Here is a 26,224-nt window from a genome sequence, read left to right as displayed (position 1 = left end):
TTTACAATCTACCATACTTTACCAAATTCCAAGAATCGGTCCTACCATATAGACACCAAATGCCATAACAAGAAGGCAAATAAGTGTTACAATGCATTTATATATACCGTGCATTTGATATTGTTGAGGCAACACCTTAGCCTCTAATACAAGTAAGAATCCCAGAACAATTGGCAATAAAAGTGCGTTCATAACTTCAACTGCAATTGCGATGTTGACTAAATCAAAATTAGCTAGTACCAAAATTGCTCCAATTACGTGTGCCAAAGTATATATGGCATAAAATCCAATATTTGTTCGATTTAAAGGTTCATTCAAACTATGTTTCCAATTTAAGACCTCAGTAATTCCCCAAGTACCAGCTAAAGCTACGACTAAAGCGGCTACTAGAGCACCACCTAAAATACTAGCACCAATCAGCAAGTTAGCAGCTGTTTCTCCAATAAAAGGGACTAATGAATTGGCCAAATCTCCAACCGTATTTAAAGATGTAGTATTTGTTTTATTACCAACCGTTGATGCAAAAGCAATCACAAAGATTAGCATAATTCCCTGTGTAATAAAAGTCCCTACCAAAGTGTCACGTCGCTCCTGTGGAATTTCGATGGTAATCAAATTCTTGTCAACTACTGCCCCTTGCTGGTAAAAAATCATCCAAGGCATGATTACAGCACCGATATTGGCAGCTAGTAAATATATGTAAGAAGAATGTCTCCATGGAATTGTCACTAATCCTTGGGCCATTTGACTGATATTTGGTCGGATCATTATCACGGCGATAAGAAATGCTAATTCAGCTAAGCCAATTGTAACCCCAATTTTCTCAACACGCCGATAACTACCACAAAAGGCGATCCCCACTAGCAGGATTGTTGCTAGTGGAACAGTAATCCATTTAGATATTCCAAAAAGTTCACCTACTCCTGCAACCCCCACAAATTCAGTTAGCAAAGCTCCAATTGCAGAAACTGCCAACGTACCTGCTGAAAGCCATGCCCAACCAGGTCCAAAATTTTCACGAATTAATTCACCATGTCCTTTGCGGGTAACAATTCCCAAACGAACCGTCATTTCTTGGACCATATATAGAATTGGGATTAACAGAAATTGTGGTAAGAGCATCGTGTACCCCCATTGTGTTCCTGATTGTGCTGCGGTGATTAAGCAACCTGCATCAGTATCTGCCAACATGACTATTAATCCTGGTCCCCAAATTTTTAACCAGTGATATTTAACATGCAGTTCCTTTTTTGAAGATGGTACTTGTGAGGACTCTTTGTTTCTATGAGTAATATTTGACTGCATTTCGATCAACTCCATTAATTGTCAGATCACAAATTCAATCTGAATTCTTTGCAAAATTATCCCTGTAGGGATTAAAGCATACTAATTCATTATTGCTGTTGCCTGGTTTAAATAATTGGTAATGATCACCTGCGGTAGCTTTATACCACAAAAGGCTGCAATTTTCACCCGCTCCAAAGTAGGTTATATTAGACAAAAGATCAGCTTCTTAAAAATGAATTTGTAGTAAACATTATTTTAAGGGAAGCTGGTCTTTTTTTGGTTCTAACTTCGTTCGGATTAACTTTTAAAATCCACCTTATATATTTTATTGGAACAGCTTTGTTACATCCTGTCTCTATACCATGAAAGTGATTGGAAGTATTCAGTTGAATACTCTGTCCTACATAAATTGGAGTTTTTGTACTAATGTTGATACAACGTGATGATCAAAGTTAGCCAATACTCCCACTCATTTGATATCTAATCAAGCGATTTAATTCAACCGCATACTCCATGGGTAATTGTTTTGTAAAGGGGTCTAGAAATCCCATGACAATTAATTGTGTGGCAGTAGATTCATCAATTCCACGACTTTCTAAATAATAAAGTTGTTCCTCAGAAATCTTGGAGACCCTTGCCTCATGCTCGATCGTCCCATTACTAGTTTCAATATCGTTCACTGGAAAGGTATCACTACCACTTTGATCATCCATTAAAATGGTGTCGCACTCCACGTGAGAATGAGCATTGTCTGCTTGTTGGATGTACTTAATCAGGCCCCGATAGTCAGCCCGACCACCATCATGACAAATAGATTTTGAAACAATGGTACTATGAGTGTCCGGAGCCATATGGATCATTTTGGCCCCAGTATCTTGGTGCATTTGACTTCCAGCAGCTGCAATTGACAACATTGAACCTGAGGCACCGTGGCCGGCTAAGTAAATACTTGGATATTTCATTGTAACTTTAGATCCCAAATTACCGTCAACCCATTCCATCGAACTATTTTCATCGGCCTGCGCACGCTTGGTTTCTAAACTATAAACATTTGTCGACCAATTTTGAATAGTTGTATACCGACAACGGCCGCCTTTCTTCACAAACACCTCAACCACAGCCGCATGGAGGCTATCTTCTGAATAATTTGGCGCAGTGCATCCTTCAACATAGTTGACAGATCCGCCTTCATCAACGATTATCAAAGTCCGTTCGAATTGACCAGTTCTTCCGGCATTAATCCGAAAATAGCTCTGAATTGGGACGTCTGCGTGCACACCCTTGGGCACGTATAAAAATGTTCCACCGGACCAAACCGCTGTGTTAAGTGCGGAAAATTTATTGTCCGATGCCGCTACCAGGGTTCCAAAGTATTGTCTAACCAGATTTGGGTGCTCGCGAAGTGCTGTATCAGTATCCATAAAAATGATTCCTTTTGCTTCAAGATCTTTTTTCAGATTACTATAAACAGCTTCAGATTCGTATTGGGCTGCCGACCCAGCCAAATATTTCCGCTCGGCTTCAGGGACCCCAATTCGCTCAAAAGTTTCCTTGATCGTATCGGGAACATCTTTCCACTTACGGGCAACATAATTGGTGGCACGTTGAAAATATTTGATGTGATCCAAATCAATCTGACTAAGATCTGGACCAAAGTGAGGTAATGGTTTTTCCAAATATATTTTGTAAGCCTTCAATCTGAGTGTCAGCATCCATTTCGGCTCTTTTTTGGCAATCGAAATGTTTTGAATGATCGATTCATTAATCCCGACTCCTGTTGAAAGGATTGGTCTAATTTTATCAACCTCTCCGCGCTCTTGGTTAAGTGCTTTTTTATTTGCTGAAGTTGATTTGTTGGCCACTTCTCTTCCCCCACTCCTCAATTACATCTGACACAGCATGCCATGCAAGGGCCCCACAACGGACCCGAGTTGGAAACTGTTTCAGTTTGCCAAATACGACACTGTCACCTAAATCGCCTGTCGTAATATGTTGCCCTAGCAATAATTTTTGAAATTCTTGAATCAATTGTGTTGCTTCGGCAACTGTCTTGTCAATTAATGTATCCGTCATAATACTGGCAGATGCTTGGCTAATAGCACACCCATCTCCAACGAAATTAAGTTCGTTAAAACAATCAGTATCAATTGAAACAAATACTGTGATTGTATCACCGCAATCCGGATTACGGCATGTTCTCACAAAGTCAGGACAAGCCAACTTCCCGTAGTGATGGGGATAATTGGCATGGTCAATAATGATTCGTTGATATAATTGTCGTATATCACTCATTTAAAAATCTCCCTTGCCTTTTGAATACCGACAACTAACTGATCAATTTCTTTTATAGTATTTTGAAAACTAACACTTGCCCGAACAACACTTTCTGTTCTCAAAAAATCCATGAGTGGATGTGCACAATGATGTCCCGCTCTGACGGCAACACCCACACTATCCAAAATTGTTGCAATGTCGTGGGCATGAATGCCTTCAACGTTGAAGCTGACCACAGCTTTATGATCATCTGCACTTGGTGATCCGTAAATAGTGACAAATTTAAGACCGTTTAATTCCGACATTAATCGTTCAACCAGAAGGTGATCAGTTCCCATAATGCTTGGATAACCGATACCATTAATATAATCAATTGCAGCACCAAGGCCAAGCACCCCGGCAATATTTGGAGTTCCTGCTTCAAACTTAAGTGGTGCCGGTTGAAACGTTGCTGATCGGCTAGTTACTTGATCAATCATCTCACCGCCAAACCGAACCGGGTTCATCTCCTCCAACAATTCTGACTTTCCATATAAGACACCCACTCCGGTGGGTCCAAACATTTTATGACCGGAGAATGCAACAAAGTCCACATTCATTTTTTGAACATCAATTGGCATATGGGCAACTGCTTGGGCTGCATCAACCACTAGTACTGCTCCAATCTCGTGCGCTTTTTGAGCAATGGGTCTCATATCCGTATACGTTCCAAGAACGTTGGATACCATAGCTAGAGAAACAACCTTGGTATGTCGATTGATCATCTTTGTTAGCTGTTTTTGATCCAAATGGCCTTTGCCGTCCACTTTAACTATTCGTAAGCGACCACCTGATTTCGCGGCCACCTGCTGCCAGGGGACTAAATTCGAGTGATGTTCTAGCACACTCACAATCATCTCGTCGTCCGGTTGAAGATGAGATAGAGCATAACCAAATGCAACCATATTTAAACTATCCGTTGTGCCACTGGTAAACACAATCTGGTTTTTGTCGTCAGCATTGATAAATTTTGCTACTTTTTGACGTACACCCTCATATTGTTGAGTAACCACATTGGCAAGTTTATACATTCCTCGATGAACATTGACCTTTTCACAATGATAATAGTGATCAATCACGTCAACAACGTGCTGCGGAACTGGCGTTGTTGACGCATTATCTAAATATGCTAAATGATTATAAATTGTCATTAAAACTTTCACCCGATCCCATTTCAATAGCAGCTGTTATAATTTTTTGGATACGCTTATCGAATTCTTGTATTACAGGTGAAATAAAGTCATATACTAAAATTTTTCTCGCCTGCATAATCGGAATTCCGCGACTCAGTAAATAGTAAAGCTCGTCTAAATCATATTGGCCAACACTGGCAGCATGCCCAGCATTAACATCATTTTCATCAATCAACAATACTGGATTCACGGTACCATGAGTCGTTTCTCCGACTGTCATCAATCGGCTTTCCTGTTGGGCATCAGAACCAGATGCCCCCTTGACAATGTTTCCAATGCTTGTGAAGTTCACTTTTGATTTACCAAACAGAACACCTCGCATATTAATCCGGCTTTTAGTGTGAGGTGCATAATGATTAACACTTGCCTGAAGCCCGCAATGATCAGAAACAGTCCCGGTCTTCAAAACGTTTAGCCTACCAAAACTACCTTGGCCATTGAGATTAATCGCAACATCTCCTAATAAACCACCATGAATGCCAGGTGTCAGTGACCAAACAGTCTGACAATCTCGAGCAGCGTCCAAATTTCCAAATAAAACGAGGTTTAAATTGGAATGATTCAAGATAGTGGTCGTCAATTTTAATTGACTGTTATCATTCTGACTTCCAATCATTATCAAACTAGCATTACTGGCTTGACCAGCAATTATAACCTGTTGGTTAATTGTTATACGACTATTAGTCCCCAAGTTCAGTAAAAGTGAATAGTTCGAGGAAAGTTGATTGAAAACATCAATGTTCAAGTTAAGTGGCTTCTGGATAATTGTATTTTCCGGAATAATCACTTCCAAACCACTAATTTGCTGAGAGAAATGTTGAATGACATAGTGATTTTTTTTGTGAGTATGGATAAAATTTAAAATTTCCTGTGTTTGGTGGGATTGGATTGTGCAAGCATCGATACGGCTTATTTGGCCGCCCTTCGCTTTAATCTCAGCGATTGCATTCTGATTTGCGTGCCATTTCCAATCACAGGTATTTTGATCACTATGAAAGTCAAAGTCTTCCGGTGTATAATGAATACCTAAATATTTTGGAAAATGTGGATGTTGAAATTCAGCGGTTTTGAGTACTTTTTTGATTGACACCAGTTTTTTACTCCCTCACCTTATATCAGCTTTTCATAACCGGTATTTTCAAGGTCCATTGCTAACTTCGGACCACCAGTTTTAACAATTCGACCATTCATCATAATGTGGACAACGTCGGGAACAACGTAATTTAACAATCGTTGATAGTGAGTAACCATCAAACAACTAAACTTCCGATCACGCATCGAATTAATTCCTTTAGCAACCACCTTGAGAGCATCGATGTCAAGCCCCGAATCAATTTCATCCAAAATAGCCAGTGTTGGTTTCAACATCATAAGCTGAAGAATCTCGTTACGTTTTTTCTCACCGCCGGAAAAGTCTTTATTGAGGCCACGGTCAGTGTATGCTGGATCAATATTAAGAATCTCCATATTCTGATGTAATTGATCTAGAAACTGTAATACCGGTACATTCTGGTTACCAGTACGTGCATTCATTGCTGAGTGGATAAAGTCTGCATTGGTAATCCCCGCTACTTCAACAGGGTATTGCATAGCCAAAAAGATCCCCGCACGAGCGCGTTCATCAATTTTCATCTTTGCAATATTCCGACCATCCATCAAAATTTTTCCGTCGGTAATCTTGTACCGGGGGTTGCCCATAATCGTTTCTGACAGAGTGGACTTTCCAGTTCCATTGGGACCCATCAGCGCATGAATTTCACCATCGTGAATATTCAGGTTAACGTCATCTAGAATCATTTTATCTTGAACTGCCACAGATAAATGTCTAATTACTAATTCAGCCACTTATATTTCCTCCAAATCATCTTATGAGTTTGTCCCATATAATTACTTTATTTGCAGCCAAAGATTTAGGAACATCGATAATCCGCTGATTGGAACTCCCCCTAAACTGAAGGGTCAGATCTTTTTGGGTTTCAAGAAAACGCCCATCCACCAAAATGTCGATCAACCTAAGCAGTTCAAGTTTGTCATATGATTCTTGCATCAATTCATCCCATGTATAACCCGTCCATGACCAGATGTCCTTAGTCTGACCAAATTCTTGTCGAACCCTGCGACATAATTTTAAACAAACCTGCGTATTTAAAAATGGTTCGCCCCCAAGCAAAGTCAATCCCTGGACATAGATTTCAGACATATCTGCAATGATCTGATCCTCTAGTTTTTTAGAATAAGGTTTACCATAATGAAAATTTTGAGCAGCCTTGTTATAACACCCTGGACAATTGAAAAGGCAACCAGAAACATAGAGACTGCAGCGAACGCCTTCACCGTCCACCATATTAAAAGGCTTGTAACTTGCCACATAGTGCTGACTGCGCTCAGAAGCTAACCACTGTTTTGGCAGTGGATTATTCGGTTCCCGAACCTGATTATTTCTTGTCATTTGACATTTCTCCCAGTCTCATATTCTTAACCCGTGAAGCAATTTCCTTATGACGACCATGAACCATAGGCCGAATCATGGGATTCCCCAGGTAACCACAGGTTCGCTTAACCACGTCACAGGTTTGGGGATCCCGATTACCACAATTGGGACACTCAAAGCCTTTGGCTGTTGGTTTAAAATCTCCGTCGAAGCCACACTTAAAGCAGTGGTCAATTGATGCATTGGTTCCCAAATACCCCACATGGTTATATGCCCAATCCCACACCGCTTCAAGAGCAGCCGGATTTTGTTTTAGGTTTGGGTATTCACAATAGTGAATAAACCCACCGGAAGCGTATTTAGGATATGCTTCTTCAAACGCTAATTTTTCAAATGGCGTCGGATTCTTGCGCACATCATAATGAAAACTATTGGTATAATAGTCCTTCGATGTAATATCAGGAATCCGGCCGAATCTTTTAATGTCGTCTTCACAAAAAGTATCCGTTAACGACTCAGCGGGTGTCGAATAGACACTGAAATGATAGCCATATTGTTTTTCCCACTTTGCACAATAGTCGTGGAGATATTTTACAATTAAAACTGTGAAGTCGTGTGCCTCACGATTATGTTCCCATCGTGGGCCATAAAATTCCGTACCAACTTCGTAGAGGCCAATATAGCCTAAAGAAATTGTTGACCGATTGTTCTTGAACAACTCGTCGACTGAGTCCGTTTTCTTCAAACGTTTTCCAAATGCACCATTTTCGTATAAAATGGGTGCATTTTCGGGCTTTGCCTGCTTACATCGGTTCAATCGACTCATTAATGCCCGTTTCGCCAGGTGAATCCGATCATCCATAATTTCCCAGAAAACAGCCTTATCGCCTTTAGACTCAATGGCAATTCTCGGTAGGTTGATTGTGATCACCCCTAAATTCATCCGACCACTGTTAACCTCTTTTCCATTCTCATCTTTCCATCCCTGCAAGAAGCTACGACACCCCATTGGACATTTAAAGTTGCCAGTTATTTCGACGATTTTGTCATACATCAAAATGTCAGGGTACATCCTCTTAGTTGCACACTCGACGGCCAGCTCCTTAACATCATAATTTGGATCTGTTTTCTTCAAGTTTAATCCACGTTTAAGTGTAAAAATTAATTTGGGAAAAATAGCTGTTCGGTGTTGTTTACCCAACCCTTTAATTCGAACGTTCAGGATTGCCTTCTGAATTTCTTTTTCAATCCAAGAAGTTCCCAGCCCAAAACCGACTGTCGTAAACGGTGTTTGCCCGTTAGAAGAAAACAGCGTGTTGACTTCATATTCGAGCCCCTGCATAGCATCATAAATGTCTTTTTTTGTTTTTTCCTTTGCAAAAGCGATCCGTTTATCGGGTGTCACCCAATCTTTAGCCTCCGCAAGATGCTTTCGGTAGTTAAGAGCTGCATATGGGGCCAATACTTCATCAGTGCGATCAGATGAACAGCCACCATACTGACTTGAAGCCACATTCGCAATAATCTGTGACATCTGGGCGGTTGCTGTCTGAATCGACTTAGGAGGTTCAACATCAGCATTTCCAATCTTGAACCCATTTGCAAGCATGTTTTTAAAGTCAATCAAACAACAATTTGTCATTGATGTTAACGGAGAATAGTCCAAATCATGATAATGAATATCTCCACGTAGATGTGCTTTGGCAACAGTTTGAGGCATCATTGTCAGTCCAAGTGATTTGCCGACCATCCCAGCGGTTAAATCTCGGCGAGTACTAAAAATCTTACTATCTTTATTAGCATTTTCGTGAACAACGGTCTCTTTTCCGTTAAAGAGTTGCCCCAGCTTTTTCTGGGGATTAATAGCTTCCAACCAATTCTTAACATCAGCAGCGCGATATTCATCATATTGATTGGCAAGCTTGGCCTCTCCAATCGAGATAAGCGTACCTGTAAACCATTTGCGAATTTCGAGAGAGGAAATGGTTTTGGGGGATTGGGTAACTCGTGAAAAGATACGGGCACGTACCTGGTCCTTAATATCATCCCTATTCGTTAATGCATCAAGAACTAGGGTAATTTTATAAGCATAAAACGGCACTATTTCACCATCGCTTTTCTTAACCCTTTTCTCCTTAAGTGCTCTCCATTTAATTGTTTGAACTGATTTTATATAATCCATTTGATTGATCCTTCCTGTATTTTCTTAAATGATTAGATTACCAATGTTTAGTAATTGGATCACCATATGTAAGCCAAAATGTTATAACTTAAGCATGGGTAATCGGTTGTCATGAAACGCTACGTTCCACGGATTATATTCCATATGGAAAAATCTTGATCTCCAGGTAAAACAAGACCAGATATCTTTAGTACTTAATTATTAGTTGCTGTAGTTTTCCATGAATTGCTGCTTATTGCTTATTTATGCCAGCTCCGATTAATATACTACCAATAAATTCTAACCGGGCTTCAGGAAAAAGTAAACTCCAATATGCACAATATGTAGTAGCACTATCATGAACATGTTCTATATATTGATAAGACTCTCATAACAAATAGGATCACTAATGAATTTGGTAGATTGTAAAATAATCACTGGTGCTGCTTTGCAATAGTGAATTTGTGTGTTTAGGAGTATGCCAAAAAAGCCGAGAAAAGATTATTTTTTTCTCAGCCCAACTTATAAGGGCTTGGTCGCTACGCGACTGACGAAATACGTTCTTGATTGTACCAGCGTATATAGCGATCAATACCAGCAATGGCTTCATGAACGTTAAAGCGGAATGTAAGTAATATCAGTTACAAGTACCCTTGTCTGATCAGCTAAGTCTCTAATTAGATTGGGCCGTTGAGGATACTCGGTATGGGTTTTCGGCTTACGGATCTTTCTGACCATCCACGATCGTATCTCTAATTCTTTCATCAAGCGGTAGACCAGCCATTGACTGACTTTTAAACCAAGTATTTGGTAGAGCGCTACAGTTAATCTAGGATAACCATACATGGGATATTTTAGCCAAAGTGACAGTAACTGTTGTTTGATGAATTGACGTCGGCAGGCAGTTTTACTGGGTTACCAATGATGATAACTGTAATAGGTGGAACGGGGAATCTTTAGCGTCCTCAAAATATGAGTAATGCGGTGCTTCGCTTGAAAATTAGCCTGGACAATTTCTAAAACAACTGATCGTCCTTTAACCATTAGTTTTTTGCCAACAGCACCGCCGCTCGTTTTAAAATATCAAGTTTCTCCTTAAGCCGGCGGTTTTCCTTGATTAGGGCTCGTTCATTGTCCAAAAGGACTTTGGCGTTACTGGGATTAGCCTGATTGATCCACTTAGTTACCGTGGAAACGCTGACGTTATATTCCTTAGATAAGGAGTTGGCCGAGCGGCCAGTTTTGTGTAGTGACACAATAGATGATTCAAATTCAGCTGAGTATCGATGGTTAGAAGATTTAGTGGGCATAACAAAAGACTCCTTTGAGATAATTATAGCGAACAAGTTGTCCGTAATTACATCATAAGAGCCAGATACGGTTGTTGGCCCCCGTGGACATAGTAAGGCAGTTTTATTAACTTTAATCGATCGCAAATCACGTTTCTTTTGGGCCTACCGATTAAAAAAACGGACAGCATCACTCGTCAATGAAGTACTGACTAAGTTTTTGGTAGATTGTAAAATTAATCCGAACGCTGTTCGGATTAATTTTACAATCTACCATAATTATTATAATGGAGAATTGACGATCAACTTTGATTCACAAACGGTCAAAGTAAACCAAAATGAAATCCATTTAACACCAACCGAATATAAGGTTTTGATTATTCTTGCTGAAAACACTTCCCGCGTGTTGACACATCGCTATCTGTTGAAAGAGGTCTGGGGGACAGAATCGGTTGAAGATACATCTTCTCTTCGAGTGACCATTGCAACTTTGCGAAAAAATATTGAAGTTAACACTCAGAATCAGTATATTAAAACACATATTGGAGTCGGTTATCAGATGGTTCAACTAGATAGTTAAGAATAGAATGCCCATAATTTATGGTTTCAATCAGTATATCGTAAATTATGAGCTTCTTTAAAGTGATTTCATTATGATGTATATGGCATAGTTGCTTTTCTTCGTGTTTAGGCTTACTATTTTGCAGTGCTATATTTCAATAATTAGCGTTGGGGGCAAGCAAATATGAATAAGCAACTAGAACGTGTTTCTTTTGCGGGGGCACTTGTTACTTTAGGAATTGTGTACGGTGATATTGGCACTTCACCATTGTATGTTATGAATGCATTGATTGGTGACGCCGGTAAAATGGGAAATATTTCTCCCAATTACGTGATTGGATCGATCTCGTTGATTTTTTGGACATTAATGATCATTACAACGTTGAAGTATGTTGTCATTGCAATGCAAGCCGATAATAAGCGTGAGGGCGGAATTTTTGCTTTATATGCATTGGTTCGAAAAAATTCAAAATGGTTAATTTGGCCAGCCTTGATTGGTGGGGCGGCCATTTTGGCCGATGGAACATTAACTCCTGCAGTAACTGTGACTTCAGCCATTGAGGGATTAAAAAAACAACACCTTGGCCCTGTGGTGTTTAGTAATTCTCAACATAACGTCTTGATTATCACAACAGTTGTTCTACTCGTATTATTTATGATTCAACGTTTTGGAACAGGTGTGATTGGGAAATCCTTTGGACCAGTGATGATTTTATGGTTTGGCTTTTTGGCTGTCTTTGGAATCGTTAATCTAATCAATTATCCAATGATATTGAAGGCTATTTCTCCTTATTATGCAATTAGGGTACTATTCAGTCCAGTTAACAAAGTGGGAATCTTTATACTTGGAAGTATCTTTTTGGCAACCACAGGAGCAGAGGCTTTATATTCCGATATGGGTCACGTTGGCAAGCAGAATATTTATGTAACATGGCCACTAGTATATAGTACCCTATTTTTAAATTACTTAGGTCAGGGTGCTTGGATAATTAGACATGCAGGTGATACTGCTTACAGGAACTTATCGAACTTAAATCCCTTTTATGAAATGCTCCCCGGAACTTGGCGCCTAGTTGGCATTTTGCTAGCCACACTCGCTGCAATTATTGCCTCTCAAGCGTTGATTACGGGTTCTTACACTTTAGTCGATGAAGCAATTGGCTTAAAATTTTTACCTAGAATGGTTATTAGACATCCAAGTAATATAAAAAATCAAATTTATATTGCAACTGTTAACTGGATGCTATGTATAATAACAATTAGTGTAGTCTGGTTCTTTGGTAGTTCACAAAAAATGGAGGCCGCGTATGGTTTAGCGATCACTATTACCATGCTTATGACTACTGTGCTTTTGCATGAATTCTTAAAGAAACACCTGGCTAAGGGAACAGCACTTATAATTGCCTTGTTTTTTGGTTTTATTGAGTTAATCTTTCTAATTTCAAGTTTGGTTAAGTTTATTCATGGCGGTTATGTTACGTTAACAATCATGTTGGGCATTCTTTATATTATGTGGCTTTGGTACTTTGGAAATAAACGAAGAGACCATTATGAGAAAGAAAGCGAGTATGTTTCACTTCTTGACTATCGTGATCAACTCTCTAAATTAAGCGCAGACAATACAGTACCTTTGTTCACGACTAACTTAGTGTATATGACTAAAATTAAGGGTGATTACCAAATTAAGCGTAGTACCATGTATTCTATTCTCGACAGACAACCTAAAAGAGCTAAAGTTTATTGGTTTGTTACAGTCAATGAAACCAATGCACCTTATGAAAGTAATTATACAGTTGATTTACTTGAGACGCATAATGTTGTTAACGTTCAATTTTACTTAGGGTTTAGGAAATCTCAATCCGTTAGTGTCTATTTACATCAAGTTGTAAATCATCTAGTGGAACAAGGTATTTTAGAACCACAAATACCCACGTATTCAACAGAGCGACAACGGAAAGTCGGCGACTTTAAGTTTGTTATTATAAAGGAACAACCAGCAGATTTAATTGTCAATGATAAGTTAAGCTCGTTAGATAGAAGATTGATTGGCGGGCGCATCTATTTGCAGAAAATTACGGCCTCACCTATTTCATGGTATGGTTTGGAGTTTAGCAATGTCATAGAAGAAAGTTCTCCGTTATTTATTACTCAAGATCAGGATCAATACTTAATCCAAAAGAAAATTTATCATCGAGGCAGATTAAGTAAGACTGAAAAATGAGTATGCAGTAGTTTAAGTGCAACAACTAAGTTAGAAAAATTATATTTAGTTTTAATTAATGGTCTGATCTCAGTAAAGTACTGAGATCAGACCATTTTATGGAAGTTTGTCAAATGGTGTTGAAGGATAGTTTCTATCCTTTGGAGATCTCCTCGTGTGGGAGATCTTTTTTGTTGTTTTATTAGTTGCGGCGTTTAATCTGGTGTGTTGTCTGAATATCGTACTTGAAGGCATAACAAATAAGCCTACCATCGTGACGTTATTGTGGTAGATAATCTAGGCAATCAGCTGGTAGACGCGTGTGAACATATTGGCCTGATTGGAGAAGCCATAACAAGCACGTTTGAGCTCCTTGATCTTACGGTTGATGCCCTCTATCGGTCCGTTAGAGTAGGACGATTTGGCGGCGTTAATTACTCCATTAAGATTCTTTCGTAGGGTATGCATGGCCGTATCTAGGGGCGTGCCGTTAGGCTGATAGTTAGTGATGATATTCTTGAGTTCATCAGCGTGACGCCCCATTAAAGCATCGTGGAGATCGATGTAGGTTTCATAAGCTGTTTTGAAGGCCGGAAACGTATCGGTTCCAATATCAATAGCGTTCTGTTCGGTCGAGTACTCATTCAGGCCGAAGAGGTAGCGGCTCTTTTGGGCGTCAGGGTTGGCCTTGTGGAATAGGCGCCATAGTGATTTCAGTACTTTATATTCCCACGAATGCTTGTCGAGTTGCTTTAAACATTGAGTGCGAATGGTATCCATCGTCCGGCCCATTAATTGAATAATGTGGAACCGATCAATAATGAGTTCGGCGTTAGGGAATAGTTCGTGCACGAATGCCTGATAGGAGGCGTTCATGTCCATGATGACGCGTTGAACCGCGGCCCGTTCGACTAAGAAAGAACTGTTTGATGGTTCTATTAAGGCGGTCGCTAAGTACTTTAACTGATTTGTGAGTGTCGGCGTCAATGCAAATAAACGACATGGAGCCGTGCGTGGAACGGAATTCATCAAAGCATAGATTAATCGGTAACCGGCGGCTCGCGTGTGTATGAATATTAGCCGTCAAAATACGCTGAACTGAGTTTGTCGAAATACCGGTGAGACTGGCGATAGTCTTAGCCGGGAGTGATTTACTGGCTAGCTTCAGCACATGAGTCGCTAGTCCGTGACCGATGGCGTGGTTGGTTGATACCACTGGAGTGGTGGCCGTACAAGCGCTATGGCAGTTACTACAACGCCAGCGTTGCTTGTTTAGCTCTAGAATTACGGGCCGGTCCATGGGTCCTGCAATGTGGACATGAGTGAGCTTGTGTCCGTTAGGGTGCAACGTATTGTATCCACAGCTGGGACAGCGCCTGAGTGTGTAGGTAAGCTCTGCCTGGATGACCAAATACTTTTTGCGACCCGAGCCCCGACCATGAAATTCATCACGAGTACCGAACACCTGAATGTTTGTGTCTGTAATTCCCAGTAATTTAAGTGTATTATCTAGTTGAGACATCTATTCCTACCCCGCTTATCTTGAGTTTCGTCGCTTAAAGCATAGCACTAGGGAGGCTTAGATGCCTTTTTTTGTTATCAAAAAGGGCCTAGTACTTTTGGAATGGAAATACTTTCCAACACCAAAAATTCTAGACCCTGTCGGAGTCTAAAACATGATAAGATTTAGTCAATTAGGAGAATAAAAATCGTGAAAATCAAATTTCTTACTAAAAAATTTTTTAGACCGAGACTATCTGAATTTATCTCTGTTCAAACTGATAACTTTTTGAGAAAATTAAAGCCGAGACCGTTTTTTACAAAATATATCGAGCAAGTTTTCAGAAAGAACGTTGAACCTAACGTTAGCCAAAATTGCTTGACTTTATCGGTTCTAACGGACACTCATGAAAAAGCTGTTGCCAGTTCATCGTACTATGGTCTCAACGGTGTAAGGCATATTATTGAAGCCAATAAGGCTTGCGATTCATTGCCAGTGGATTACAATATTCATTTAGGCGATTTGATCGACGGTAGTGATAAGCCAGAGATCAGTCGAGGATTGTTACAATTCACGATGGAAAATTACCAAAATAGCCAGCGTCCTTTTTATGTGCTGGAAGGTAATCACGATGAAAATGATAAGTATGATGAACACAAATTTATTACTTCAGCCTCATTTAGACGTGACGACTACTATAATTTGGTAACGAAACATGATTTCGAACAACCTGAGATCAAACGCTTGAGTCTTGGTTCCAAAGTTGCTTGGATCGATAAAGGGGATATTCGAGTAATTTTCTTGAATACGAGCGATATTCCCTATATCCTAAATGGCGGGACCAAGAAGTACGACTTCAAAAAAGTCCGTGGTATCCGCGAGCAACAGATCGAAGATTTAATATCTATTTTAGAAAAGACAATTGATAAGCATGTCGTAGTTTTTGGCCATGCTAATTTGATCAGTCAAAGTGGTCGTTCAGCTTTGAACTTCAACGGTGACTTAGTTCAGAAGATTTTTACTAGCTTTAATAATAAGGATTCTGGACAACTTAAAAATGAATTATCCGGTGATTTTGGAGTTAATGTTCGCTATAACTTTACTGATACCGGTATTTCGACCATATCGAATTATATTTGTGGACACATGCATTATGAAAAGCACTACAAAGTTAATGGGATTAATCATATAATATTAAATTGTTCGGCCTTAATGGGTAAAAAACATGGCGTAACGACTGATTATAATAAAAAATGGGATCGCCGATATAATGAGATTTCCGAATTAGCTGGATATTTCATTAATATCAATCCCGACAAAATGTTGCTCCAAATATTTGGATATGGTGCAGCAACCAGATTCGTAAGTTTTGAAATTTAAGGAGAATTAATATGTGCGGTATCGTCGGTTTCGTAGACAAGAAGATTGCTGACAAAAAGCCAGTTATAGAAGCTATGATGGATACGATCAAACATCGTGGTCCAAATAGTTCGGGGGAATTAGTTAATGAGGATACGGCGCTAGGATTTCGTCGATTGAGTATCATTGATATCAACAGTGGTATGCAACCTATTTACAATGAAGATAAATCAAAAGCAGTAATTTTTAACGGAGAAATTTATAACTACCAAGGTATTAGAGAAGAATTGATCAACAAGGGTCATACTTTTACTACCGAAACAGATACAGAAGTATTGTTACATGGTTTTGAAGAGTGGGGAATGGAAGAATTACTTAAGAAAATTCGGAAGTTGGTCGTTGCGACCAATGGGATTCCTGAGGCAATTTTAGCCGCAGTGGTGGCACCACTGATCTGTACACCACTATTGCGGTTCCGCAAACAGCGCTAAATAAAAGACGTAACATTGGATGTAATTTCCAGTGTTGCGTCTTTTTAGTTAGGCTAGAACCTGGACACCCAGTCCAATCAACCCGGGGCCAGTGTGCACACCAAGTGCCGGTGAAACATTACCGGTAAAAATATGTTCAGCTTGCGGATAAAGCTCGTGTAATTCCGCGGTCAGTTGTGCGGCAATCTCGTGATTAGCACCATCGGCGACTGCCAAATTAAAGCGTTGCGCGTTGCCGATAGTTTCGGCTAGTAGCTTCTTCATTTTCAACAATGTTTTTTTCTCACCACGAACTTTGGCAACGGGGTAGTAAATGCCGTCATCGTCGCAAGAAATAATTGGTTTGATGTTTAACAGCGTGCCGGCCATGCCAGCAACACGACCGATACGGCCACCTTTTTGTAAATAGGTTAGCGTTGGCACGTAGAAGAAAACTTTGGTGTGTTTGGCAACTGTCCGGATTCGTGCCTCAATCTCGACCTTGTGCAGGCCTTCTTCGCTGAGTTGGGCTGCGAGGATCGCAGTTAAGCCGCTAGCGATACCGATGTTTTTTGTATCGATCACACTGACGTCTAGGCCGGAAACACGTGCAGCAATTTCAACTTGCTGAAATGTACCAGATAAGCCGCTAGAAATACAAACAGCGATAACTTCCTTAAAGCCGTCCGCTTTGATGTCGGCAAAGGCTTTAGCAATCAGGTCACCAGTTGGTGAAGCAGTTTTCGGCACTTCTTTATCTAGATTAGCGTAAACCGTGTCCGGATCGATGGTGACTTTATCCAAAAAAATTTCATCGTGATAAGCAATCGTCATTGGGACCATGTAAAGATGATGTTCAGCAATAAAGTCTGCTGGAACGTCAGAACAAGAATCAACAAGAATAGCAACGTGCGGGTTAATTTTAGTCATGGGCAATAGCTCCTTTTTCAATTTGTGGTGCGTGCAGCATTAGCCGTTTGCTGATCAATTGGTAAATGATCGTGGTGGCGGCAGTCTGTTGAATGGCTTCATCCCATTCAAAATTTTTGGTAAAAGGTAATGGCGTACTTTGCGCCAGATCAAGGGTCTGTAATTGGGTCGTAAAATTAGCGGCAAAGCAATCGTAGGCTGCTTGTGCCGATAAGACGTTTAATTCACCATTAAAGCCGCTACGGATCATATCTAATGGAAATACGGTTTTGAGCAGGGTCAGCGTAATGACCGCAGCGAGATGTTCGCGCTGATAGCGTTTCTTAACGGGTTTAAACATGACCTTGTGTTTAACGTAATTATTGATCATTGCCGGAGTTACTGGATCAAGTTCTAATGGGGCTAGGTACTGGTTGACCAAATTGATCAGTTGTTCCATATAAATATCAAAATCAGGAAAATCGTCCCATTGCGGTAATTTTAGGGCCTGGATTTTTGTGAGCCATGCTTGAAAGTCATTTTCTTGGGTGGACATAAATTGACTCCTTTCACCAAGTAGGTTATTGATAGTATAAACTTGTAATCTAGTTTTGTAAACTAGATTACAAAGTTGATTCGATCATTATATGTGAGAGCAGAGTCAATATTGAACAATGAATGCCGAAACTTGTATCTATCTAGTCAAGCTTTTAAAATAAAGTTAAGATTTGAAATGAGCCATGTTTCAACATTGTGGAAGCGGAGGAAATAACATGACAGAAAAATTAACGATGGCGGTGATTGGCTTTGGTAAAAGTGCCACACGCTATCATTTGCCGTATTTGATGTTACGCGACAATATTCAAGTAAAATGGGTTTATGCGCGCCATTTAAATAAACGGCCAGCGGAACAAGAATTTTACAAGCAGCATCACGTTCAGTTCACTGATAACGTGACTGAAGTATTATCTGACCCAGCGGTTAAATTAGTGACGATCTGCTTGCCGCCAGCGTTGCGTTTTGCCTTTGCCAAGCGCTGTTTAGAAGCTGGCAAAAATGTGCTGGTCGAGAAACCATTTACTAGCACGGTTGCGGAAGCTAAAGCCTTATTTGATCTAGCCGCTGAGCATAACTTATTAGTGATGCCGTATCAAAATCGTCGCTTTGATGGTGAGTTTTTAGCTTTACAACAGGTTCTGCAAGTTGGGTACTTAGGTGAGCCGCTGGAACTAGAATCACATTTTGATCATTTTCGGCCTGATCCGGAAGTTAAACAAGGAGCACCGGAAGATGGCGCCTTTTATGGCTTAGGTAGCCATTTAGTTGATCAAGTAGTGGCATTATTTGGTCGGCCCCAACAGGTCAGTTACGATATTCGAGCGCAACAGAATCCGGCTAGTACGGTTGACGATTATTATGATGTCAGTTTGTTTTATCCTAATTTCAAAGCTACGGTCAAAAGTAGCTCGCTAGTGGCGCAACCCTATCCGCGCTTTATTTTGCATGGCACTCAAGGTAGTTTCATTAAATATGGTATTGACCAACAGGAGAATGACTTAAAAGCTGGATTAACACCGGCTGCGGCGGGGTTCGGGGAAGATAGTCCGAAATTCTTTGGTGAGCTAAATTATCAAAACGCTAATGGTGATTGGATCAATAAACAGCTTCCAACGCCGCGAGGGGACTACGGTCGGGTTTACGATGGTCTGTATGAAAGTATTATCCACGGTGCCGCACCACTGGTCAGTGCTGATGAAGCAATTACTGATTTGGCAATTTTTGCTGCTGGCTTTAGTCAATTGAGCCCAAGCATTTATCAACTATGGTAGATTGTAAAATTTAAGTTGAACATATTAGTGGACAGAAAAACCCATAAAGGTCTTTAATGGTGTCACCACAACATTCCATTAGAAAGAAGGACCTTTATGGGCACCACTATTTTATCATTTGAAGACCGCGTTGTCATCGAAACACTTCATCATGAAAAGCACTCACTTCAATATATTGCCGATTATTTAGGCTTTAGTAAAACCACTATCTTTAATGAGGTTCATCGCTTAGCTGGTGAGTATCACGCAGTTAAGGCTCAAACTGACCATGAAGTTAAACTTAGTCATCGTGGTCGTAAAACCATCTTAACGACTAACCTAAAGCGATTGATTGAAGAAAAAATCAAGATCCAAAAATGGTCAATTGAACAAGTGGCTCATGTAGTTAGAATTGGGTTCTACAATATTTGGTACTGATAGAGATTCACTTTGTGAATTTCTACTGGTGCCATTTTCTATTATCAAGTAAAATTGTACAAAAATAGAAGATAGCCTGACCCCTATCTAACGAAAGGAACTATCTCCCACGGATAATAATACCAGATTAGCTCTCAATATCACAGATACTCGTTTAGAATTTGATCCCGACCCTAAATATAAATATCAACCTATGTCTCGAGAAATGACTGACAAAGGTGAGGCTAACGTGTGGCACTGCGTGCTCACATACGAAATGACTTGTCCTAAATGTTCAACCGTCATGAGTCGAAACGGGTACAAAAGTGTCATGTATCAATCTGCCCAAAATGGTACAAGTCTGATTTTCTTTAAAATTAAAAAGCAAAAATACATTTGTAAATGCTGTAAAAATACTGAGCTTGCTGAATTGAGTGATGTAAGAAAAGGAGACCATCTTTTTCGTGACGTAAAACAAATTATCGCTATGCAAATTGAAGAAAACATGAGTATGACTACAATTGCGAAAATCAATAACGTCTCCTCAAATACTGTTATCCGGTCAATTCTAGGATTAGCTTGTTATATCAAACCATCTTTTCATTATTTATCGCGAAACATTGCTTTCGATGATTTCAAATCGGGAAAGTTTGCTAAAAGCGGATACTTCCTTTTACTTATGAATATTGAAACACATCAACCAATAGATGTAATTTCTGACAGAGGTGATCACTCCCTTGAAAAGTACTTTTTAAGATATTCTCCGGCGGCTCGTGCTGCTGTTCGAACGGTTACGGTCGACTTATTTTCCCCTTATCGAAGTACTATTCAAAAAGTTTTCCCGAATGCAATTATCATTGCTGACCATTTTCATGTGGTAGTCCAGGCCTTTAAAGGCCTCAATCAGCTTAGAATAAAAGTAATGAAATCATTTAAGTACGGGTCACCCGAATATCGCCAACTTAACAGATTTTGGAAACTAATTATGAAATCAGAAAGCGACTTAAATCGCTCTGATCGATATAAACGTCGTAATTTCAAAAATTTACAATTGACTGACGACGAAGTCGTTAATCGTTTACTATCGCTTTCCGAAGAATTGCGTGCTGCTTATAACTTCTACCAAGATCTCATTTTCATAATTCATAATCAAAGTTCAGAACGGCTGAAAACCTTATTGTGGCCAGAAGATGATAAAAATTCGGCAATTCTCCCACAGGAAATGGATGCTGCCATCAAGACTCTACGAAAACATTTCGAAGAGATTATAAACAGTTTTAAAACAAAATACTGTCATTTCTCAACAGGTCCTGTAGAAGGATGTAACAACAAAATTAAAGTAATAAAGCGTACTGCGTACGGGTTTAGAAACTTCTATCATTTCAAGATTCGAATTCTAATTGCATTTAAAAATAGTTTCTATTCTAAAAATTTCATATCTCTCACAAAACAACAAAAAACTGCTAATTCCCCGACAACGGAGAAACTAGCAGCTTGATGTTAAAGATTGTGAAATTCTAGGTCATCAGTACTTCTTGACAAAGAACCTAGAATTGCCTACAAAACCATCTATAACTGGATTGATCAGGGACTACTGGATATTAATGTGACTGATTTACCTGACCATGGTATTCGTCGCAAACGATCTAAAGAAACCCGTGGTAGTTTTAGTCATGGACGTTCCATCGAAGATCGTCCAGCTGAAATTTCTGATCGTAATACTTCAGGTCACTTCGAAGCTGATACAGTTTTATCTGGAAAACGTAAAGGTCAAGCAGTAGCTACGTTTGTCGAGCGTAAGAGTCGGCTTACCATCGTTAAACGGCTTAATGGACGAGATAGTAATTCAATGACCAAGGCTATTTTAGAATTGGCTAACCAGTTAGGAGATAATCTCAAGACCCTTACTGTTGACCATGGGAAAGAATTCGCCAACTACAATTTGATTGAAGAACAGACCGGTGTTCCGCTGTACTTTGCGCACGCTTATTCGCCACATGAACGAGGCAGTAATGAAAATCGCAACCGAGTACTACGCCGCTTCATTCCCAAAGGTCAACCGATTGATGAGATTACCGATGATGAATTGATTCAAATTAACTGGTATTTGAATTCCCGACCACTCAAATGTTTAAATTGGCGAACACCGATTGAGATCTTTTTGCGTGATCTGCGTTACTAAATTTGTTCAAGTTATTTCTTGCAATCTGCCTTATAATAAAGAGTGATTATTTTTTGCTTTTCATTTTTACATCGCGTGATTCCAAAGTGGAAACTTGCAAATCAAATTCTTTTTGTTCGTTAATAGATAACTGCTCGTAGAAAGAATGTATGGCCGTTTCGACAGACAAACGTTGATTTTCTGCATATCCAATCATTGACATTGCTTGAAGTTTATTTCTAGTATGGTTGCTAATTTTAAGATTGGTGTTGAACGTTACGGAACTAATTTCTTTATTAGTTGGGTTATCTTTTGCGGGATTCACGAAATCTGATGCTTTAGCTTGCTTTTCAGGCTTGGGAATACTACTTTCTGTATTATTTCTATTGGATCTAATTAATGAATTAGCCATGCTCAATCACCTCAATTCTTGATAGCAATTCATCAGTTACGTTTTTGTATACATCAAAAACCCTCTTGTCGAATTTGGAACCGAATGTAATTCCAGTAATTCCATACCGTTTGAGCCTTTGCATTGAATGAATTTTATTTTTAAATATGTTATCTTCACCAAATTCTGAAATAGCATTAGAAACTGTAGCTTCATCAACAGGTGCGCCTGCTTGGAGTAATACGGCTAATATGCCCACCAACTCCAGCCTAGGTGCTTTGTATTCATTAACTATTTCATCTTGAATATATTTAATAAACGCTTCTGCACCCTCAAAACTATGTTCATGAGTTTGCATAATAATTAAGCAATAATCAGATGCATACAGTGCACTATCAGTAATGAGACTTATTGTAGGTGGAATATCAATGATAATATAATCATATTTTTCCTTTAAAGGATTAAGCAATGTGTTAAAGGCTGTAACCCTATCTAAATATTCATGGTGTTTTTCCATATATCGCGGATATAATGCAAAATCAGGTGCAGACGCCAGCAAATCTAGATGCTCTTTAATATTAATTAATGAATTTGATAAGTCACCGTCTTCTATGCTGGCCATCAATGTTTTTTTAAAATACCCTACTTCATTGCTGATATTTAGCTTAGTTTTTAGGTATAAGTTTGTGGCATTTCCTTGAGGGTCAAGGTCTACTAATAACGTTTGATAGCCGCGATTGCTTAATTCAAGGGCTACCATAGTCGAATTACTAGTTTTACCTACGCCACCTTTGAAATTGCCAAAGGTTATTACTTGGGTCATATGTTATGCACCTCCGTTTTTTTAATAGTAGCACTATGTAGTTCCTACTGTCAATAAGTCTAGTGCAATAGTTCTGTAGTGCAATAGTGCTAGCACTATCTAGTTCTAGTACTACGGAACTAAGTAGTTCAATAGTGCAATAGTTCTGTAGTTCTAGCAATTAGATAGTAAATTGGTTGGAAAAGCTGATATATCAACGCACTACAGAACTAGATAGTGCAGTAGTGCAATAGTGCTGTAGCCGTTGCGCTATTGCACTACGAAACTATTGCACTATCTAGTTCTAGCACTACAGGACTATGGCACTACGTAGTGCTATTTAAAAAAAATGTTGACATTATAGCAATAAAACAATTATAATTACATTAAACAAAAAAGCACCTCACAAATTGTGAGATGCAATCAAAATTGAATATAAAAAAAGCCACCCCCGATTGCAGTCGGGCGTAACTAAACAGTTTATACGAATTAACTGTATTGTAGCATGTGTGGCGAATTTTGACAATGTAGAAGCCAACCTGCATGGATAAAGTCCAAACTAAATAGACACGTTTGCCAGTGCGACCGCAATAACAACTGGCTATATCACATAAGCAACGGCCTCGTGTTGTGGGTGATGAATGGTGGTGACCACCAATAAGGGTCAGGGCGGTTTACTGGTGCTTACGAGCACGGTAACTAATCACAACGCTATTAGGGCAGTAATTAATAGGGTGGTTAGTTTGTCGAAAGACAACAGCTACGAGGTTAACTAAATACGTGAGACGGCCGATCGGTCAAGTAAGTAGTTGAGTTGTACTCTAGTGCGACGCTTATTTTTTTATTTAAAATTTGCTCGTGACTAGGGTCCAACTTTGCCATTCACCGCTCAACCAACCTCTCAATCAAGCATGGGTGAACCACTAAGTCAATAAAAAGGGAGTGCTTAGTTATGGAAATTAGAGGATTAACTTACAATTATTTAAAGATGTTTTGCCAAGAATACTTCGGTGCTGAGTTTCCATGGGAAGTTGATTTAGGGTTGCTGGAAGAAGCCAAAGATCAATACATATTAATATTATTATGGTCAGAATTTACACATCATGTGTCAAGTTGTCCTAGAGTACCCGAAGAATTAATGTATATATTTCACTAACTTTTGAGAAATAAGAATCCCGTTAAATCAATGTTTCGGAGTGTTACCTAAACTATACCAATTTAGGTTCACAAAGTTGGTAAATAAAAAGCCCATAACCGAAAGGGGTAATGATCTTACTTGATATAATGCCAGTTATGTCAACTAACCATATTTAAGCAAACAGAATGGGTATGTTAAACTAACATTAGACTGTTTTAGCGGGTTAGCTACTTTGCTATTCAGTTTAGTGTGGTAGTAGTGATCTGCTGGCACCATTCCACCAATAAACAACACACGGTGGTGATTGGCTTGATCTATTTACTTCGGTGTAGTGATATTTGGAGGTTATCTTGGTTTATGCCTGGATAATTTTAGTTATATCAGTTGCAATGTCTGAATTTTGCTAAAGCTATAAGCACTCTAGCTAAAGCACTGGATATGTTAATTGAAACACTAAAAAAGACCAGTCACAAAGACTAGTCTTACTAAAGAATATCACTCAACACACGGTTTGGGTAAGCAGTATGGCAGTACTGGTTGCCCTTTTTCTATGCCCTATTCTAGCATGTTCTCAATTATATAGCAATGCAGATAACTTAGCTTGATCCCAATATACATGTAACCCCTATAATCAATTCTAAGGGGTCTAACACCCCATTTGATCCACTTTAATAGTATTAAAGCATAATTTTACCCATATAAGTATATTCTAGCTTAAAATGGAATATATAGAGTATTATGCTACTTTACCCATTGGAATAGCTGGTTCATATTCATCCTGCTTAGCAGCATACACATCAGCAATATGCTGGCTAGTCTTGTCCCATTCGAGCTGATAAGAGTTCTCGATGTTGAAGCTATTTCCAGACACTTGCCCTTCAACTTTTACATGCAAACCTAAGATTGGCTCGCCTTTTCTCGATCGGTCACGCACCCAGTCCACTTGCGCCTGCTTATTAAGCCATAAGGAATCATACTGATTATGTTTTATCTTCATTTCACCGTTTTCATTCTTGAAAAATGAGTCAGATTCACCGAATATTATTTTTTCGCCGTCCTCATCCATTAGATACAGCACGAATGCTGATCGATGGTGGTCTACTCGTATGACTTTAATGTTGTAAACATAACCTTCGAATATAGTTAACTTAGCTGCTTAGACTTAATATATGATGAATGGTTACGTGCATTATACTGTGGTTCTATGCTAGCTAGATGCACATTGTACAAGTTATTTCGGGGAACTAGCTTTGTGGAGTCCTCTGGATCAATTACTTTTTTATTCTCTGGTGTATAGCCTTCATCAGCTAGAGCTGACTTAACATCTTTTAGTTTGTAAGTTTCGCCAGTGATTTTACTAATCTCATCCTTAATATATGTTGCTGTACTATACCCAGTATATTTTTCTTCCATATATATATTCTTCTTTCAGTTAGTTTAGTTTATTTCATTTTCCTTACACTTATAATATAAGTAAAACTTGCTATTTACTTTATATGTATTTTCGATTATAATTAGATTATTAATAATCTAATTATAATTATATTGTAACACAACTTTAATATTTATCAATTAATAGTGAAGTTTAGCTTATTAGTTAATGGTATAAACTATTTGCATATTAAATTCTAATGGGTTAAATTTGGGTTTACTGTCATTTGAACTTTACATGGCATCAGCAAGTTACGGTTAGCTTGAATATATACAAATAACTCTGTTGGTGTTGGTTGATAGTATCTATTGGGGCCAGATGGCCCATATTCTATACTATTTAAACTATTTAATTAACCCTAAATACTACTTGAATTAAGTTCTTGAATTAAGTTAAAATTA

General features: G+C 39.1%; 20 protein-coding genes and 6 pseudogenes. 10 read left to right on the top strand and 16 right to left on the bottom strand.

Annotation, left to right across the window (positions count from 1 at the left end):
• Positions 1 to 18 precede the first annotated feature (18 nt).
• The 9 genes and pseudogenes from WDC_RS03345 to WDC_RS09810 all read right to left on the bottom strand — a co-directional run.
• Entirely contained in the window at positions 19 to 1,305 is a 1,287-nt protein-coding gene (locus WDC_RS03345; RefSeq protein ID WP_191978637.1) for an NRAMP family divalent metal transporter, read from the bottom strand.
• Between the two features lie 434 nt (positions 1,306 to 1,739).
• Complete coding sequence (gene sufB / locus WDC_RS03340) at positions 1,740 to 3,083, bottom strand: Fe-S cluster assembly protein SufB (protein WP_404819441.1); 1,344 nt, start codon at positions 3,081 to 3,083, stop codon at positions 1,740 to 1,742.
• Between the two features lie 37 nt (positions 3,084 to 3,120).
• Positions 3,121 to 3,579, bottom strand: a complete 459-nt coding sequence (gene sufU / locus WDC_RS03335; RefSeq protein WP_020090229.1) for a Fe-S cluster assembly sulfur transfer protein SufU — start codon at positions 3,577 to 3,579, stop codon at positions 3,121 to 3,123.
• Positions 3,576 to 4,751 (bottom strand): aminotransferase class V-fold PLP-dependent enzyme, encoded by a 1,176-nt coding sequence (locus tag WDC_RS03330; protein ID WP_044010384.1) that lies wholly within the window; start codon positions 4,749 to 4,751, stop codon positions 3,576 to 3,578. Before WDC_RS03330 ends, sufU begins: the two co-directional genes overlap by 4 nt.
• A complete protein-coding gene (locus tag WDC_RS03325) occupies positions 4,738 to 5,883 on the bottom strand; it encodes a SufD family Fe-S cluster assembly protein (protein WP_044010383.1) in 1,146 nt (381 codons plus the stop codon). Before WDC_RS03325 ends, WDC_RS03330 begins: the two co-directional genes overlap by 14 nt.
• Before the next feature lie 20 nt (positions 5,884 to 5,903).
• Positions 5,904 to 6,638: a Fe-S cluster assembly ATPase SufC gene (gene sufC, locus WDC_RS03320; RefSeq protein WP_020090226.1), complete on the bottom strand. Its 735-nt coding sequence runs from the start codon at positions 6,636 to 6,638 to the stop codon at positions 5,904 to 5,906.
• Between the two features lie 16 nt (positions 6,639 to 6,654).
• A complete protein-coding gene (nrdG, locus tag WDC_RS03315; RefSeq protein ID WP_020090225.1) occupies positions 6,655 to 7,242 on the bottom strand; it encodes an anaerobic ribonucleoside-triphosphate reductase activating protein in 588 nt (195 codons plus the stop codon).
• The gene (gene nrdD, locus WDC_RS03310) at positions 7,229 to 9,406 is read right to left on the bottom strand and encodes an anaerobic ribonucleoside-triphosphate reductase (protein WP_020090224.1); all 2,178 of its coding nucleotides are present in this window, start codon (positions 9,404 to 9,406) and stop codon (positions 7,229 to 7,231) included. Before nrdD ends, nrdG begins: the two co-directional genes overlap by 14 nt.
• A gap of 597 nt (positions 9,407 to 10,003) precedes the next feature.
• Positions 10,004 to 10,695, bottom strand: a pseudogene (locus WDC_RS09810) (IS3 family transposase); the annotation flags it as partial.
• A 58-nt stretch (positions 10,696 to 10,753) separates the two neighbouring features.
• Between WDC_RS09810 and WDC_RS09715 the strand changes: the two are divergent.
• The 3 genes and pseudogenes from WDC_RS09715 to WDC_RS03295 all read left to right on the top strand — a co-directional run.
• A pseudogene (locus WDC_RS09715) lies at positions 10,754 to 10,897 on the top strand (IS30 family transposase); the annotation flags it as partial.
• 72 nt (positions 10,898 to 10,969) lie between these two features.
• On the top strand, positions 10,970 to 11,254 hold the full coding sequence (locus WDC_RS03300) for a winged helix-turn-helix domain-containing protein (RefSeq protein ID WP_225349612.1): 285 nt from the start codon (positions 10,970 to 10,972) through the stop codon (positions 11,252 to 11,254).
• 165 nt (positions 11,255 to 11,419) lie between these two features.
• Positions 11,420 to 13,456 carry a KUP/HAK/KT family potassium transporter gene (locus tag WDC_RS03295; protein ID WP_044010381.1) on the top strand — a complete coding sequence of 679 codons (2,037 nt, stop codon included), beginning with the start codon at positions 11,420 to 11,422 and terminating at the stop codon, positions 13,454 to 13,456.
• A 276-nt stretch (positions 13,457 to 13,732) separates the two neighbouring features.
• Here the strand turns inward: WDC_RS03295 and WDC_RS03290 are convergent.
• A pseudogene (locus tag WDC_RS03290) lies at positions 13,733 to 14,957 on the bottom strand (ISL3 family transposase).
• 189 nt (positions 14,958 to 15,146) lie between these two features.
• On the opposite strand from WDC_RS03290, the gene WDC_RS03285 reads away from it, so the two are divergent.
• The gene (locus WDC_RS03285) at positions 15,147 to 16,316 is read left to right on the top strand and encodes a metallophosphoesterase family protein (protein ID WP_041095629.1); all 1,170 of its coding nucleotides are present in this window, start codon (positions 15,147 to 15,149) and stop codon (positions 16,314 to 16,316) included.
• An 11-nt stretch (positions 16,317 to 16,327) separates the two neighbouring features.
• Positions 16,328 to 16,684, top strand: a pseudogene (locus WDC_RS03280) (asparagine synthase (glutamine-hydrolyzing)); the annotation flags it as partial.
• A gap of 150 nt (positions 16,685 to 16,834) precedes the next feature.
• Here the strand turns inward: WDC_RS03280 and WDC_RS03275 are convergent.
• Positions 16,835 to 17,695, bottom strand: coding sequence for a DegV family protein (locus WDC_RS03275; RefSeq protein WP_003679174.1), 861 nt, complete (start codon positions 17,693 to 17,695; stop codon positions 16,835 to 16,837).
• Entirely contained in the window at positions 17,688 to 18,230 is a 543-nt protein-coding gene (locus WDC_RS03270; protein ID WP_041095635.1) for a DUF1836 domain-containing protein, read from the bottom strand. The genes WDC_RS03275 and WDC_RS03270 overlap by 8 nt, the downstream gene beginning before the upstream one ends.
• Before the next feature lie 217 nt (positions 18,231 to 18,447).
• Here WDC_RS03270 and WDC_RS03265 point away from each other — a divergent pair, with 217 nt between their 5' ends.
• From WDC_RS03265 to WDC_RS03250, 4 genes and pseudogenes are all read left to right on the top strand, one after another.
• On the top strand, positions 18,448 to 19,503 hold the full coding sequence (locus WDC_RS03265; RefSeq protein ID WP_044010380.1) for an oxidoreductase: 1,056 nt from the start codon (positions 18,448 to 18,450) through the stop codon (positions 19,501 to 19,503).
• 96 nt (positions 19,504 to 19,599) lie between these two features.
• Positions 19,600 to 19,914, top strand: a pseudogene (locus WDC_RS03260) (helix-turn-helix domain-containing protein); the annotation flags it as partial.
• 211 nt (positions 19,915 to 20,125) lie between these two features.
• Positions 20,126 to 21,397, top strand: coding sequence for an ISL3 family transposase (locus WDC_RS03255; protein ID WP_162260337.1), 1,272 nt, complete (start codon positions 20,126 to 20,128; stop codon positions 21,395 to 21,397).
• 51 nt (positions 21,398 to 21,448) lie between these two features.
• A pseudogene (locus WDC_RS03250) lies at positions 21,449 to 22,081 on the top strand (IS30 family transposase); the annotation flags it as partial.
• Positions 22,082 to 22,127: 46 nt separating this feature from the next.
• Here WDC_RS03250 and WDC_RS03245 read toward each other — a convergent pair.
• Positions 22,128 to 22,472: a DUF5388 domain-containing protein gene (locus WDC_RS03245; RefSeq protein ID WP_041095641.1), complete on the bottom strand. Its 345-nt coding sequence runs from the start codon at positions 22,470 to 22,472 to the stop codon at positions 22,128 to 22,130.
• Positions 22,465 to 23,274 (bottom strand): ParA family protein, encoded by an 810-nt coding sequence (locus WDC_RS03240; RefSeq protein ID WP_041095643.1) that lies wholly within the window; start codon positions 23,272 to 23,274, stop codon positions 22,465 to 22,467. The genes WDC_RS03245 and WDC_RS03240 overlap by 8 nt, the downstream gene beginning before the upstream one ends.
• A 931-nt stretch (positions 23,275 to 24,205) precedes the next feature.
• Here WDC_RS03240 and WDC_RS03235 point away from each other — a divergent pair.
• Positions 24,206 to 24,409, top strand: a complete 204-nt coding sequence (locus tag WDC_RS03235) for a hypothetical protein (RefSeq protein WP_044010379.1) — start codon at positions 24,206 to 24,208, stop codon at positions 24,407 to 24,409.
• 718 nt (positions 24,410 to 25,127) lie between these two features.
• Here the strand turns inward: WDC_RS03235 and WDC_RS03230 are convergent.
• Positions 25,128 to 25,457, bottom strand: a complete 330-nt coding sequence (locus WDC_RS03230) for a hypothetical protein (RefSeq protein ID WP_044010378.1) — start codon at positions 25,455 to 25,457, stop codon at positions 25,128 to 25,130.
• Between the two features lie 77 nt (positions 25,458 to 25,534).
• Positions 25,535 to 25,804: a hypothetical protein gene (locus WDC_RS03225; protein ID WP_044010377.1), complete on the bottom strand. Its 270-nt coding sequence runs from the start codon at positions 25,802 to 25,804 to the stop codon at positions 25,535 to 25,537.
• Positions 25,805 to 26,224 lie beyond the last annotated feature (420 nt).

This window comes from Paucilactobacillus wasatchensis (assembly GCF_000876205.1).
GTDB classification, from domain to species: Bacteria; Bacillota; Bacilli; order Lactobacillales; family Lactobacillaceae; genus Paucilactobacillus; species Paucilactobacillus wasatchensis.
The sequence above is the reverse complement of the archived record's forward strand: the minus strand, read 5'-3'. Positions and strand labels throughout refer to the sequence as shown.